This is a genomic window from Oricola cellulosilytica (assembly GCF_019966575.1).
Classification (GTDB): Bacteria; Pseudomonadota; Alphaproteobacteria; order Rhizobiales; family Rhizobiaceae; genus Oricola; species Oricola cellulosilytica.
Genome location: NZ_JAINFK010000001.1, coordinates 775303 through 789337, shown reverse-complemented (window position 1 = coordinate 789337; position 14035 = coordinate 775303). Strand labels below are relative to the sequence as shown.

Annotated in this window: 16 protein-coding genes; 6 read left to right on the top strand and 10 right to left on the bottom strand. The window is 63.8% G+C overall.

Going from position 1 to position 14035, the window contains the following annotated elements; translation table 11 throughout:
- Positions 1-3 precede the first annotated feature (3 nt).
- The 7 genes from LC298_RS03795 to LC298_RS03765 all read right to left on the bottom strand — a co-directional run bounded on the left by LC298_RS03795 (position 4) and on the right by LC298_RS03765 (position 5562).
- Positions 4-249: a hypothetical protein gene (locus tag LC298_RS03795; RefSeq protein WP_131564530.1), complete on the bottom strand. Its 246-nt coding sequence runs from the start codon at positions 247-249 to the stop codon at positions 4-6.
- Positions 246-1466: a tryptophan synthase subunit beta gene (gene trpB / locus LC298_RS03790; RefSeq protein WP_131564532.1), complete on the bottom strand. Its 1221-nt coding sequence runs from the start codon at positions 1464-1466 to the stop codon at positions 246-248. Before trpB ends, LC298_RS03795 begins: the two co-directional genes overlap by 4 nt.
- On the bottom strand, positions 1450-2133 hold the full coding sequence (locus tag LC298_RS03785) for a phosphoribosylanthranilate isomerase (protein WP_131564534.1): 684 nt from the start codon (positions 2131-2133) through the stop codon (positions 1450-1452). Before LC298_RS03785 ends, trpB begins: the two co-directional genes overlap by 17 nt.
- A gap of 74 nt (positions 2134-2207) precedes the next feature.
- Entirely contained in the window at positions 2208-2966 is a 759-nt protein-coding gene (locus LC298_RS03780; protein WP_131564536.1) for a M48 family metallopeptidase, read from the bottom strand.
- A gap of 118 nt (positions 2967-3084) precedes the next feature.
- Complete coding sequence (locus LC298_RS03775; protein ID WP_131564538.1) at positions 3085-3519, bottom strand: DUF2852 domain-containing protein; 435 nt, start codon at positions 3517-3519, stop codon at positions 3085-3087.
- 115 nt (positions 3520-3634) lie between these two features.
- Positions 3635-4786, bottom strand: a complete 1152-nt coding sequence (locus LC298_RS03770; protein ID WP_131564540.1) for a benzoate/H(+) symporter BenE family transporter — start codon at positions 4784-4786, stop codon at positions 3635-3637.
- A complete protein-coding gene (locus tag LC298_RS03765; RefSeq protein ID WP_131564542.1) occupies positions 4786-5562 on the bottom strand; it encodes an alpha/beta hydrolase in 777 nt (258 codons plus the stop codon). The genes LC298_RS03770 and LC298_RS03765 overlap by 1 nt, the downstream gene beginning before the upstream one ends.
- Before the next feature lie 182 nt (positions 5563-5744).
- Here LC298_RS03765 and infC point away from each other — a divergent pair, with 182 nt between their 5' ends.
- Positions 5745-6281 (top strand): translation initiation factor IF-3, encoded by a 537-nt coding sequence (gene infC / locus LC298_RS03760; RefSeq protein WP_131564544.1) that lies wholly within the window; start codon positions 5745-5747, stop codon positions 6279-6281.
- Between the two features lie 73 nt (positions 6282-6354).
- On the opposite strand, the gene LC298_RS03755 is transcribed toward infC, so the two are convergent.
- Together LC298_RS03755 and LC298_RS03750 are read right to left on the bottom strand one after the other, a co-directional pair.
- Complete coding sequence (locus LC298_RS03755; RefSeq protein WP_131564546.1) at positions 6355-7452, bottom strand: alkene reductase; 1098 nt, start codon at positions 7450-7452, stop codon at positions 6355-6357.
- 103 nt (positions 7453-7555) lie between these two features.
- The gene (locus tag LC298_RS03750; RefSeq protein ID WP_158284656.1) at positions 7556-8179 is read right to left on the bottom strand and encodes a class I SAM-dependent DNA methyltransferase; all 624 of its coding nucleotides are present in this window, start codon (positions 8177-8179) and stop codon (positions 7556-7558) included.
- A gap of 228 nt (positions 8180-8407) precedes the next feature.
- On the opposite strand from LC298_RS03750, the gene rpmI reads away from it, so the two are divergent.
- The 5 genes from rpmI (at position 8408) to pheT (ending at position 13420) form a co-directional block, all read left to right on the top strand.
- Positions 8408-8608 (top strand): 50S ribosomal protein L35, encoded by a 201-nt coding sequence (rpmI, locus tag LC298_RS03745; protein WP_131564550.1) that lies wholly within the window; start codon positions 8408-8410, stop codon positions 8606-8608.
- A 31-nt stretch (positions 8609-8639) separates the two neighbouring features.
- Positions 8640-9041: a 50S ribosomal protein L20 gene (gene rplT, locus LC298_RS03740; RefSeq protein ID WP_131564551.1), complete on the top strand. Its 402-nt coding sequence runs from the start codon at positions 8640-8642 to the stop codon at positions 9039-9041.
- 124 nt (positions 9042-9165) lie between these two features.
- A complete protein-coding gene (pheS, locus tag LC298_RS03735) occupies positions 9166-10254 on the top strand; it encodes a phenylalanine--tRNA ligase subunit alpha (protein ID WP_131564553.1) in 1089 nt (362 codons plus the stop codon).
- Complete coding sequence (locus tag LC298_RS03730) at positions 10251-10865, top strand: histidine phosphatase family protein (protein ID WP_199223161.1); 615 nt, start codon at positions 10251-10253, stop codon at positions 10863-10865. The genes pheS and LC298_RS03730 overlap by 4 nt, the downstream gene beginning before the upstream one ends.
- A 149-nt stretch (positions 10866-11014) precedes the next feature.
- Positions 11015-13420 carry a phenylalanine--tRNA ligase subunit beta gene (gene pheT, locus LC298_RS03725; protein WP_131564555.1) on the top strand — a complete coding sequence of 802 codons (2406 nt, stop codon included), beginning with the start codon at positions 11015-11017 and terminating at the stop codon, positions 13418-13420.
- Here pheT and LC298_RS03720 read toward each other — a convergent pair.
- Positions 13417-14034 carry a cell wall hydrolase gene (locus LC298_RS03720; RefSeq protein ID WP_158284657.1) on the bottom strand — a complete coding sequence of 206 codons (618 nt, stop codon included), beginning with the start codon at positions 14032-14034 and terminating at the stop codon, positions 13417-13419. The two genes, pheT and LC298_RS03720, sit on opposite strands and share 4 nt — an antisense overlap.
- Position 14035 lies beyond the last annotated feature (1 nt).

The window sequence follows — 14035 nt, the reverse complement described above, 5'->3', positions numbered from 1 at the left end:
CTCTCAATCCGCGTGTTCCCGAAACTCGATCGTGACCGCGAAGGCGTGAAAGCCGTTCCTCGCGATTCGCGACTTCGCCTCGCGCGGATCGAATGCGATCCGCGGCTCGCCATCGTCCGGAACGCGGGTCAGAAATTCGAGATTCTGGCTCGTGCGCACGCCCACCGCGTTTTCCTGTTTGTCGCCCTCGACGATGGCGACGTAATGCAGGGGATTCTGCTTCGAACGGAAGATCTCGAAAACGGTCATAGCTCGAAACCCAGATGTTTGCCGACGGTGAAGACGTCCTTGTCGCCGCGCCCGCACAAATTCATGACGATGGTCTGATCCTTGCCCATTTTCGGCGCGCGTTTGACGACTTCCGCCAGCGCGTGGGATGGCTCGAGCGCCGGTATGATGCCCTCGACCCTGCACAGCAGCTGGAACGCCTCCAGCGCTTCGGTGTCCATGATCGGCACGTATTCGACGCGGCCGGTTTCCTTTAGCCAGCTATGTTCCGGCCCGATGCCGGGATAGTCCAGCCCGGCCGATATCGAGTGGCCTTCCTTGATCTGGCCGTCGCCATCCTGCAGCAGATAGGTCCGGTTGCCGTGCAGCACGCCCGGCGCGCCCGCGGTCAGCGACGCGCAATGCTCCTCGCCTTCGAGGCCCTTGCCGCCTGCTTCTACTCCGACGATCTGCACATCCTTGTCGTCGAGGAACGGATAGAAAAGGCCGATCGCGTTCGATCCCCCGCCGACCGCGGCAACCAGCATGTCCGGCAGACGGCCTTCGGCTGCCATGAGTTGCTCTTTCGTCTCGTTGCCGATCACCGACTGGAAGTCGCGCACCATTTCCGGATAGGGGTGCGGCCCGGCGGCTGTGCCGATCAGGTAATAGGTGGACTCCACGTTGGTCACCCAGTCGCGCAGCGCCTCGTTCATGGCGTCCTTCAGAGTTCCATGGCCTGACATGACCGGCGTCACCTCGGCCCCGAGGAGTTTCATGCGGAACACGTTCGGCGCCTGCCGCTCGACATCGGTAGCGCCCATATAGACATGGCACGGATAGCCAAAACGCGCAGCGACGGTGGCCGAAGCGACGCCGTGCTGGCCGGCGCCGGTCTCGGCGATGATCCGCGTCTTGCCCATCCGGCGCGCCAGAAGGATCTGTCCGAGGCAGTTGTTGATCTTGTGCGATCCGGTGTGATTGAGCTCGTCGCGCTTGAAGTAGATCTTCGCGCCGCCGAGATGCTCCGTCAGGCGCTCGGCGAAGTAGAGCGGCGACGGGCGGCCGGTGTAATGGGCATTGAGCGAGTCGAGTTCGGCCCGGAACGAGGGGTCGTTCTTCGCCTCTTCCCACTTTTCCTGAAGGTCGAGGATAAGCGGCATCAGCGTTTCGGCGACGAAGCGTCCGCCGAAGATTCCGAACATGCCCTGTTCGTCGGGGCCGGTGCGGAAGGAATTCGGTTCAACCGGCTTGTTCATGCTCAATCTCCCGGTTCTGGGGGTCTGCGGCCCGCGCCGCGCGCAGGAATGCGGTAATCCTGCCTTTATCCTTGACGCCCGGCGCGCTTTCCACCCCCGACGACACATCGAGCGCCCGCGCCCCCGAAATCACAACCGCTTCCGCGACATTTTCCGGATCGAGCCCGCCGGAAAGCATGTAATCCACATCGCGGTCAACCGCGTCCAGCAGCCGCCAGTCGAAGGAGATGCCGTTACCGCCCGGAAGCTCCGATCCTGCCGGCGCCTTCGCGTCGAACAGGAACCTGTCCGCGATGCCCCGGTAGGGCACGATCTTCTCGAGATCTGCCGCATCGCGGATGGCCAGCGCCTTCATCACCGGCAGACCGAATTTCGCCCGCACGTCCGCTACCCGCTCGGGAGGCTCGTCGCCATGCAGTTGCAGCATGCCCGGCTGGACCGTGGCGATGATCTCGGCAAGCGCCGCGTCGTCCGCATCGACCGTAACCACAACGGGAACCGCGAGTTTCTGACGCGCCTTTGCGGCAAGCGCCGCGGCTGTGTCCGCATCGACATTGCGCGGACTCTTTTCGAAGAAAATGAAGCCGACATGCGTCGCGCCGCCGGAGAGCGCCGCGTCGAGCGCTTCCTCCGTCTTCAGCCCGCAAATTTTGATGTCGAGTGTCATGGGGCGGAGTTAGCGCGGCGGCGTCCAAGAGTCGAGGGCGCTATCGCTCCCAATCCGCCACCGCGATGCAGGATTCAGGAAAACGCGATCGCCTGCAGCGCCCCGCCGTTCTTCTTGAGCCAGGCCTTGCAGCGCTTGGTGTCCGGGCAAAGTTCCTCGCACAGCGCCCAGAATTCCTTCGAATGGTTCATGTGTACCAGATGGGCGACCTCATGGGCGACGAGGTAGTCGATGACCGGCCTGGGCGCCATCATGATGCGCCAGGAAAACGACAGATTGCCTTCCGAGGAACACGAGCCCCAGCGCGAAACGGTATCCTTGAACCGGATCGACTTCGCTTTCCGGCCGACCGCCGCCGAGTGCTTCTCGACCAGAGCCCCGATATCGGAGCGCGCCTCCTTCTTCAGGAAGTCGGCGATTCGGCGCGGCAGATGAATGCGATCTCCGCGAACGATGAGCTGCGCGCCGGCCTCGCCGCGGACGGTGCGGGTGACACCGCGGCCCGGTTCGTGGACAATCTCGTGATTGACCCCGCGAACCGGAATCCTGATGCCCGGCCTGACAACCGGCTTCTCGGGCACGTCCCGGAGCTTCTCCTCAAGCCAGCCGCGATTGCGGTGCAGGAACCGCTCGACCTCGAGCATCGAGATGCCGACCGGCGTTGTCACACTTAGCCCCTTGGCGCCCGGCTTGATGCGCAATGTCAGCCGGCGTGCGCGCGGATTCTCGGCGATCCGCAGCGGCAATGTCCGCCCGGCAACATCGTGCGTAAGGCGCTGCACGGCGGGGGCGGGAGGATCTGCCATGAGGTTGCGGGCGAAGCGGAAAGCCATCAGGACGATCTATCCGATTCTCGCGAAATGCGGGAACAAAAAAGAGCCCGCGGCCGGGGGAGCCGCGGGCGGAGCCTTGGAGGTCCGTGGGAGGTCAGACCATGTTTAAGGCTCGAACTCAGCTTTGGTCCGTGACGTCGGTCACATCGCCGTTCGGATTGTTTCCGCCGGTCTTTCGGTTTCGCATGAACCGGTCGAACTCTTCCTGGTCCTTGGCGCGGCGCAGTTCGCGCATGTAATCGTCGAATTCGGCGCGCATTTCGTCCAGCTTCCGGCGTTCCTTGGTAAGGCGCTCCAGTTCGCCCTCGCGCCAGTCGTCAAAGGCCACGTTGCCGGTGGGGGCGTGATGGCTGTGGCGGGCGGCGCGGCGGCAGCCGCGGAACATCCTGTCTGTCACGTCGTTGGCCTCGCGCTTGAAGCCGTCGAGCCTGTCGCCCCAGATGATGTAGGCCAGCATCGCCAGGCCGAGCGGCCAGAAGATCATGAAGCCGAGCACCATCAGTGCGATCGTCGCTGGCGTCCACGCCGGGCGGATAAGAGCGGTCTGTGTCATTCGTTACCCTTTCTCGAAGTGCCGGCGAAGGTGATCGCCGTCTGCTATCGAGTTGGGGATCGCGATTTCGCTTTGCAAGTCGGAAAGCCCGGACTTCCGGGCTCCGAAACGCGACTCACTGGAGTTTTCTCCAGTCGAGACGGGGCAAAAAAATTATCACGAGGCCGCTCAGAAGACCCCAGAACGCCGCCCCGACCCCGAAAAAGGCGATGCCCGAGGCCGTTACCGCGAAGGTGGCGATCGCCGCAACACGGTGCTGGTCGTCGCGCATCGCGATTGTCGTCGCATTGGCAAGCGGCGCAAGAAGAGCAAGACCGGTCACCAGCATGATCAATGAGGCCGGCATCGCCGCGACGATGGCGACAAGGGACGCGCCGAACAGGGCGAAGACGAAATAGCAGCCCGCATACCAGAGCCCGGTGTGCCAGCGACGGCCCGGATCGGGATGCGCATCCTCTCCGGTGCAGATGGCGGCGGTGATGGCGGAGAGATTGGTGGTGCTCGCCCCGAAAATCGAGGTCAGCGCCGAGATCCCGCCCGTCACCGCAACCGGATATCCGGCGGGCGGCGCGTAGCCACTGGCCCGCAGCACGGCGAGACCCGGAAGGTTCTGCGAGGCCATGGTGACGAGATAAAGCGGCAGCGACAGGCCGAAGAATCCCGTCATCGAGAAGTCCGGCCGCACCAGTGTCAGGGTCGAAATTCGCAACGACAGGGTTCCCGTCGTCTGCCCGGTCAGCGTCGCGATCAGGACGCCCGCCGCAAGAACCACGATCACCGCCGCCGAGGGGCTGAACACCCGAACGACAAAGAACAGCAGCACGAGCGGCAGCACGAAGGCCGGCTCAAGGCCGGAAGCCTTCACGGCGGCCAGCACGAAGGGCAACAGGATTCCGCCCAGCATGCCCGCCGAAACGGCTTGCGGGATATGCTCCACAAGGCGGGTGAGCGGTTTGAACAGGCCCGTGGCGAGCAGCATCAGCCCCGCCAGCAGGAAGGCGCCGGCCGCGTCGTTGATCGTGAAGCCCTGACTTGCCCCCACGAGCGCGAGCCCGGCCGCCGACCATGCTGCGACGATCGGCATGCGGAAGCGCCACGACAGCCACAGCGTCTCGATGGCGATGGCGAGACTGATCGCCGTCACCCAGCTTGCGGTCTGGACCGTCGTCGCCCCGACCGCCTCTGCCGCCGCGAGAATGAGCGCCAGCGTGCCCCCGAAACCGACGACACTGGCGACAAACCCGGCGGAGAAGGCCGAGAACCGCACTAGCGTTCGTTTGTGACGCGCGATGCCATCGCGCCGACGGTTCGTTTCAGGAGCGCCAGATCCTGCGGCCGCGACAGCCGGTGGTCGCCATCCTTGATCAGCGTCAGCGTCACGTCGTCCTTCGGCAGGAACTCGACCAGCTTCTGCGCATGGGCGAACGGCACGTCGGGATCCGCCATCCCCTGCAGGATGTGGACCGGGCAATGCGTGTCGAGCGTCTCCGTCATGACGCGGTTCTTCAGCCCGTCCTCGAAAAGCGCCCGGGTGAAGAGGTAAGGCTCGTCGGAATAGTCGTTTTCCTCTTCATAGAAGCCCTTCGCTTCGAGGTCGCCCCGCTGCGCGTCGGTCAGCTTCGGCTCGTGCAATTCGCTGGTGAAATCGGGCGCGGGGGCAAGCAGCACCAGTCCGGCAATCCGGTCGTCGGGCGTTCCCCTGTTCAGCTCCTGTACCATGCGCAGCGCGATCCAGCCGCCCATCGACGATCCGACCAGGATCTGCCTCCCGGAGGTGCAGCGCTCAAACACCGCAATGCTTTCCGCAAGCCAGCGCGAGATCGTGCCCTCGGCAAACTCTCCGCCCGATTCCCCGTGACCGGAGTAATCGTGCCGCACATAGGCAAATCCCCGCTCGGCGGCGAATTCGTCAAGCGTCTCGGCCTTGGTGCCGAGCATGTCGGACCGGAACCCGCCGAGCCACATCAGGCCGGGTTCGCCCCCCTGCCGCCTCCGGTAGGCGATCTCCACGCCAGAAACCGTTATTTTCTCGGGTTGATCCATCTTTCCGTCCCGTTTGCGCATTGCTCCAACGGGTATTGCGCGGCTTGCCCCGTTCTGTGAAGCCTTGTCGCGCGGCAGTGGTGATTTTTCCGCAACGCCGTGCTATTGACAGCGCCGTTGGAATGCCGACATAGCGCGTTCCCTCTGAACCAGAGCCCGAAACAGACCAGGAGACAACGACCATTCGCCGTCCATTCCGAGCACCACCCGTCCAGAAGACTGGCCCAACCGCCAACCGCGACATTCGCGAACCCCGTATTCAGCTGATTGACGCCGACGGGGAAAATCGCGGCCCCACCGACACCGAAGAAGCGCTGCAGATTGCCGAAGAGGCGGGTCTCGACTTGGTCCTCATCGTTCCGAACGCGAATCCGCCGGTCGCCAAGATCGTCGACCTCGGCAAGCTCAAATACGAGCAGCAGAAGAAGGCCGCAGCGGCCCGCAAGCGTCAGAAGACCGTCGAGATCAAGGAAATCAAGATGCGTCCGAACATCGACACGCATGATTACGACGTGAAGATGCGGGCGATTCACCGGTTCTTCGAAGAGGGCGACAAGGTCAAGGTCACGCTGCGCTTCCGCGGCCGCGAGATGGCCCACCAGGAATTGGGCTATGAACTGCTGCAGAAGGTGAAGGGCGATACCGAGGAGATCGCCAAGGTCGAGGCCGAGCCGAAACTCGAAGGCCGGCAGATGATGATGGTCCTCGCGCCGCGCTAGGCGAATAGTCGAGATCGAGGCGAAGGAGCCGGCGTCCGGATCAGACGCCGGCTTTTTTGTTGTGCGACCGCTGTCAGGCGGCCTTCAGCGTGGCGTCGGAGTAGTCGGTATAGCCCTTCTCGCCGCCGCCGTAGAAGGTTTCCTGATTGGGTTCCGCCCACTCGACATTCATCGCGATGCGGACCGCGAGATCCGGGTTGGAGATATAGGGCCGGCCGAAGGCCACCGCATCGGCGTGGCCGGTCTCCAGCGCTTCCGCGGCCCGCTCGGCGTCGTATCCGCCATTGGTGATATAGAACCCGTTCCACGCCTTGCGCACATCCTCGATGACGGCGCGCTTCTCTTCCGAGCGGTCGCTGCCGGGGAAGCTTTCCATCACGTGGAGATAGGCGAGACCGCGCTTTGCCAGTTCGCCGTGGAAATAGGTGTAGAGCGCGCGCGGATCGTCCTCCGGCACGTCGTTCGCCTCGCCGAGCGGCGAGGTGCGCACGCCAACCCGGCCGGCTCCGATCTCGGCGATGACGGCGTCGACCGCCTCGAGCGGGAACCGGCAGCGGTTTTCGATCGATCCGCCGTACTCGTCATCCCGCTTGTTGGAGCCGGAATGAAGGAACTGGTTGAGCAGATAGCCATTGGCGCAATGCACCTCGACCCCGTCGAACCCGGCTTCCATGGCGTTGCGGGCGGCCTTGGCGTAGTCGGCGACGAGCGCCTCGATCTCGCCGACGGTCAGTTCCCGCGGCTTGGAGGTCGGCTCGAAGCCCTTCTTGGTGAATGTCTGCGCCTCGGCAGCCTCGGCGGTCGGCGCGACCGGCGCCTCGCCTTCGGGCTCGATCGAGGAGTGCCGGATCCGGCCGACATGCCATAATTGCACGAAGATTCGCCCGCCGGCGGCGTGAACCGCGCGCGTGATCTCCTTCCAGGCCTCGACATGTTTGGGCTCGTGAATGCCCGGGGTCTGGATGTAGCCCTTGCCGAGCGGGTGCATCTGGGTCGCTTCGGTGATGATCAGGCCCGCATTGGCGCGCTGCGCGTAATAGGTCGCGGCCTCTTCCCAGGGCGTGCCGTCGTCATGCGCGCGGTTGCGCGTCAGCGGCGCCATGAAAACGCGATTGGGAACGGAAATGTCGCCGAGCTTGGAGGGCTTGAGCAGGATGTCGGTCTTTGCCATGTGAACCTCGATTGTTGGGAGTCGCCCGTCAACGGACGCCCTTCCGCGTGGTTCCATGTTCGCGGTGAACGGACCGTTCCGATCTGCTCAACGCTCGATCTGCTCAGTGTTTGCGCGCGGTGATCACCCAGCCCTTGAGGCCTGTGCCGGGCATATGCTCGCCATGTTCCCGGTCTAGGATTTCCATGAGGCCCTCGCTCTCGAGCAATTCGAGCCGTGTCGTCAGCGAGCCCTCCTCGTAGAAGTGGTCGTTGAGGCCGATCACGAGCGCGCCGGCGGGCTTCAGCACACGCAGGATGTCGTCGAGCGCCTCGGCCTTCACATGGCCGAAGGAGAACACGCCCACGCAGGCCGCCGCGTCATAACGGCCGTCCGGAGCGTCCATCGGAGGCTCGTTGAGATTGGTCTCGAACAGCCGCCGGTAGACATTGGTCTTGCCGGCCTTTGCCAGCATGCCGGGCGAGAAATCGCAGCCATCGATGGTCTGGAACCCGGCGACGTCGAGCGCTATGCCGGATAGGCCCGATCCGCATCCGACGTCCAGAATCGTCGTCTCGGAAGGCGCAGTCAGGCCCGCCAGCGCCTGCGCGCAGCGCCTTGGCTGCTGATAGGCGTTCTCCGCCACTTCCTCGTCATAGACTTCCGCCCATTGATCGTAGAACGAGCGTGTTTGTGCGTCCGTCTTGACCGAATAGGCCTTGTCCAGGAATCTCTTGTCCTTGCCCATGGGTTCCCTCTCCCGCATGTGCCCGGCAATGCTTGCATTTGGGTCGCCGCGAGTCTATAGAGCCGCGTCTCGAACGGTCCGGCAGGGCATGCCGTGTCCGTTCTGAATGCCAAAAAGCTCACATCGCTTGAGGAACATGACCTAGACCGCGCGGGTCCGCGTGCATGCGCCGGTCCCCTGTCTCCTCATTGAAGCGGCGATAGAGCGCAAAAGAAAACGGAGAGCAAAATGCCCAAGATGAAGACGAAGTCTTCCTGCAAGAAGCGCTTCAAGATCACCGCCACGGGCAAGGTGAAGGTCGCCGCCGCCGGCAAGCAGCACGGCATGATCAAGCGGTCCAATAAGTTCATCCGCGACGCGCGCGGCACCATGGTGCTGGCCGAGCCGGATGCCAGGATCGTCAAGAAAATGATGCCATACGGCAGCTAGGCCGTCACGACCGGAACCAAGGAGAAAACCCATGGCACGTGTAAAACGCGGCGTGACGTCTCACGCAAAGCACAAGAAAGTCCTGAAGCAGGCGGAGGGTTATTACGGCCGCCGCAAGAACACCATCCGCACCGCGATGCAGGCCGTCGACAAGGCGAAACAATACGCCTATCGCGACCGCAAGGTGCGCAAGCGGAATTTCCGCTCGTTGTGGATCCAGCGCATCAACGCCGCCGCCCGCGAGCACGGCCTTACCTATGGCCGCCTGATCGACGGCCTGACCAAGGCCGGCATTGAGCTCGACCGCAAGGTGATGTCCGACATGGCGATCCACGAGCCCGAGGCATTCGGTGCTCTGGTCGCCCAGGCCAAGAAACAGCTGGCCTATCTGAAAGAGACCACGCCGAACGCTTTTGAGAGCGCTGTCCGCTAAGTCAGCGCCTTCTCGATGGAAAAATGAGAAACCCGCGCTGGCCGGCCCAGACGCGGGTTTTTCTTTGAACCTTTGAATTTGCGCGGCTAGGTACACGCCGGATCGCGCCAACCGGAAACGGATCATGCTGCAGGAACTGGAACATCTGGAAGAAAACCTGATGGCCGACATTGCGTCGGCTTCCGACGAAGCGGCGATCGAGGCCGTGCGGGTCGGCGCGATCGGCAAGAAGGGCACGGTTTCCGAGCGTCTCAAGACGCTGGGCCGGATGACGCCGGAGGAGCGCCAGGTCATGGGACCGGCGATCAACGGCCTGCGCGACCGGGTCGCCGAGGCGATCGCCGCCCGCAAGGCAGAGCTGCGCGACGCCGCGATCGAGGCACGGCTGGTCACCGAGACCGTCGATGTGACCCTTCCGGTGCGCCCGTCGCCGGCCGAGACCGGCCGCATTCATCCGCTGACCCAGGTTGTTGACGAGATCACCGCGATCTTCGCGGACATGGGATTCTCGATCGCCGAAGGGCCGGACATCGAGACCGATTATTACAATTTCACGGCGCTCAACTTCCCGGACGGCCATCCGGCGCGCGAGATGCATGACACCTTTTTCCTCGCGCCGGACGGGAATGGCGAGCGCAAGGTGCTGCGCACCCACACTTCGCCGGTGCAGATACGCACCATGGAGGCGCAAAAGCCGCCGATTCGCATCGTCATTCCGGGCAAGACCTATCGCAGCGATTCCGACGCCACCCACACGCCGATGTTCCATCAGCTTGAGGGTCTGGTGATCGACCGCACCGCCAATGTCGCCAACATGAAGTGGGTGCTGCAGGAATTCTGCAAGGCATTCTTCGAGGTCGAGGACGTGAAGATGCGCTTCCGGCCGTCTTTCTTCCCCTTCACCGAGCCGTCGATGGAGGTCGACATCCAGTGCGACCGGTCGAAGCCCGGCGAAATCCGCTTCGGCGAGGGATCGGACTGGATGGAGATCCTCGGCTGCGGCATGGTGCATCCGAACGTGCTGCGCTCCGGCGGGCTCGACCCCGACGAATTCCAGGGATTTGCCTGGGGCATCGGCATCGACCGCCTTGCCATGCTGAAATACGGCATGCCGGATCTGCGCGCCTTCTTCGACGCCGATGTGCGCTGGCTCACCCATTACGGCTTCCGTCCACTCGACATGCCGACGCTGTTCGGAGGACTGAGCGGGTGACGAAGCTGCCGTTGGGCGACATCCTCTATGTGAGCCACCCGGAGGTGCTGATCGATCTAGCTATTCCGGTACCGGACTGGCCGTTGTCAGCCGCCGGACGCGCGCGCATGCGGGCTTTTGCGGAGACGGACATTGTCTCGACTGCAACCTCGGTCTGGTGTTCGGCGGAGCGCAAGGCCCGAGAAGGTGCGGAAATCGTCGGCGCCCGACTCGAACTGGCGGTTCATGAGGACGCAACGCTTGGCGAAAATGATCGCTCTGCCACCGGATTTGTCGCTCCGCCGCGATTCTGGGAACTGGTTGAGGCCTTCTTTGCCCACCCGGAACTGAGTATCGAGGGATGGGAGCGCGCGGTCGACGCGCAGGCTCGGATTATGGGAGCACTCCGCAATGTAGCCGAGCACGCGCCTCGGGGCAGGGCCGTTGTCGTCGCTCATGGCGGGGTGGGCGCGCTGGCGCTTGCGGCGTTGACCGGCCAACCGATTTCAAGGGACCTTGACCAACAGGCGCAGGGGAACAGCTTCCGCTTCGATCGCGAGAGTTTCGCGTTGCTGCAGGGATGGCAACCGCTCCCATTGGTGGGCGAAACGGCCGATGGGGTGGCGCCATGACGTATTGGCTCCGTGGCGGTCGACATTCTCTCTCCGCCCAAAGCACCTACCTTCCCAGCGAAAAACCGAACGGGAACGACGATCTGGTGAGGTTTGAAAAAACCTTGCTGACAAGGCCGTACTAAACGGACGATATGGACATTTGACCGATGAAATTTACGCTCTCCTGGTTGAAAGACCATCTGGAAACCGACGCCTCGCTTGACGACATTGTCGAGCGGCTGACGAATATCGGGCTCGAGGTCGAAAACGTAGACGACAAGGCCCAGTTCAGGCCGTTCGTCATCGCCAGGGTCCTGGCCGCCGAAAAACATCCCGACGCCGACAAGCTGAAGGTCCTGTCGGTCGACAGAGGCGACGGGAAGCCGGTGCAGGTTGTCTGCGGCGCGCCGAACGCCCGCGCCGGGCTCGTCGGCGCATTCGCCGCTCCGGGAGACTACGTGCCGGGCATCGATGTCACCCTTTCGGTCGGCAAGATCCGCGGCGTCGAATCGCACGGCATGATGTGTTCCGAACGCGAATTGCAGATGTCCGACGCCCACACCGGCATCATCGATTTGCCGGAAGACGCCCCCGTGGGTTCGTCCTTCGCGAGTTATGCCGGTCTTGACGATCCGGTCATCGAGATCAACCTCACCCCGAACCGTCCGGATTGCACCGGCGTCTCGGGCATCGCGCGCGATCTCGCCGCGGCGGGTCTCGGCAGGCTGAAGACGCCGGATGTGACTCCGGCTAACGGAAACGGCGAATGCCCGGTGAAGGTGACCATCGAGGCGCCGGAACTCTGTCCGGGGTTTGCGCTGCGTCTGGTGAGCGGCGTAAACAATGCTTCGTCGCCGAAATGGATGCAGCAGCGCCTGATCGCCATCGGACTCCGGCCAATCAACGCACTGGTCGACATCACCAATTACGTCACGTTCGACCGTGGCCGTCCCCTGCACGTCTTCGACGCCGCCAAGGTCGCCGGCAATCTGGTCGTTCGCCGGGCAAGAGAAGGCGAGACGGTGCTGGCGCTGGACGAGCGCGAATACACTCTGACGCCGGAGATGTGCGTGATCGCCGACAATAACGGCGTCGAGTCGATTGCCGGGATCATGGGCGGCGAACATTCGGGCTGCGACGAAAACACAACCGACGTGCTGATCGAATCGGCGTTGTGGAACCCGATGAACATCGCCCGGACCGGCCGCGACCTCGGCATCATCACCGATGCGCGCTACCGCTTCGAGCGCGGTGTTGATCCGGAATTCATGGTCGGCGGGATGGAACTGGCCACGCAACTGGTTCTCGACATCTGCGGCGGGAGCCCAAGCGAGCCGGAAATCGTGGGTTTTGACGGCTACGTCCCGAAAATCGTCGATTTCCCGTTCTCCGAAGTAAAGCGCCTGACCAGTGTCGACATCGACAAGGACGAGTCGGCCGGCATCCTGACCCGGCTCGGATTTGAGGTTTCGGCGAAGGGCGAGCGCGCCGATGTCGCGGTTCCGTCATGGCGACCGGACATCGAGGGCAAGGCCGATCTCGTCGAGGAGGTCATGCGCATTCACGGCGAGGACAATATCGATCCGCAGCCGCTCGCCAGCCACAATGCCGTCAACGGCAAGATCCTGACGACGCTGCAGATCCGCACCCGCGCCGCCAAGCGCGCGCTGGCCGTGCGCGCCATGATGGAATCGGTCTCCTGGTCGTTCATCCCGGCCGGGCACGCCGAACTGTTCGGCGGCGGGTCGCCGGCATTGAAGGTGGCCAATCCGATCGCCGCCGACATGAGCGACATGCGGCCCTCCGCCCTGCCCGGCCTTCTGGTGGCGGCACAGCGCAATGCCGACCGCGGCATCGGCGATGTCGCCCTGTTCGAGGTTGCCGCGGTCTACGAGAATGACACGCCGGAGGGTCAGCGCCGCGTGGCGGCGGGCGTCAGGCGGGGCACGGCGCGGATGAGCGGAACCGGCCGCCACTGGAGCGGCAATGCTGAGGCGGTCGGCGTGTTCGACGCCAAGGCCGACGCCCTCGCCGTGCTGGAGGCCTGCGGTGCGCCGGTCGCGAACCTGCAGATCGAGGCGAGCGCGCCCGGCTGGTATCATCCCGGCCGCTCGGGCGTGATCAAGCTGGGCCCGAAAGTCGTGCTCGGCACGTTCGGGGAGTTCCATCCCCGAACGCTCGAAAAACTCGACGTGTCGGGCGCGCTGTCCGGTTTCGAGGTCTATCTGGACGCCATACCGGAGCCGAAGAGGAAGGCGACGCGCACCAGGCCGCGCCTCGAGATTTCGCCCTATCAGATGGTGCGCCGCGATTACGCCTTCGTCGTCGACAGGGATGTCCCGGCGGCAACGCTCCTGCGCGCCGTCAGCGGCGCCGACAAGAAACTGATCACGAACGTCAACATCTTCGACCGGTTCGAGGGCGCGTCACTGGGCGAAGGCAAGAAGTCTATCGCCCTGGAAGTTTCGATCCAGCCGGTCGAGCGGACGCTGACGGACGAGGACCTCGAAGCATTGTCGGCGAAAATCGTCGAGAATGTCGCCAAATCCGCGGGCGGCGTGCTCCGGGGTTAGAGGCTCCGCGCCACGCGTTCGCTGCGGTAGAAGATATGCGCCCCGATCTGGCCGATCCGCCCGATTTTCCGGCCCCATGACGGGCTGACGGCGGTCGTGTGGTAATGCGTGATCTGGTCGAAATTGCCGGCCTTGATCTCGCGCGGATCGGATGCGACCAGCCGGTCGGTGAGCCGGCTGTCGAAGATTGCGGACGAGAGTGCGTCCAGCGCTCTGAAGGACCGCGCGTTGCGGGGATAATCCGAGCGTCCGTCGCAGGCAAACGAGAACTGGCAGCGGTTCTTCCAGTGGGCGTTCTGATAGACCACGCCGCAGACGCTGTCGGGATAGGCGCTGCTGCGCGCCCTGTTCAGGATCACCCGCGCCACGGCCAGTTGCCCGGTCAGCGGTTCCCCGCGCGCTTCGTGATAGAGCGCGGCGGTCATGCAGATCCGCTCGATCGGGTTATCGCCGATCCTGGGGACCGGCGGAACCGCCAGGGATCCGCTGAAGGCCCGCGCCGCAATGTAGTTGACGTGCAGGGCGATTTGTCTTGCATCCCCGGCCTGCGCCGCTGTTGAAAACGCCCCCAAAAGCGTATTCATCGTCAGGAAGATCGTTGCAAATGTCTTCATG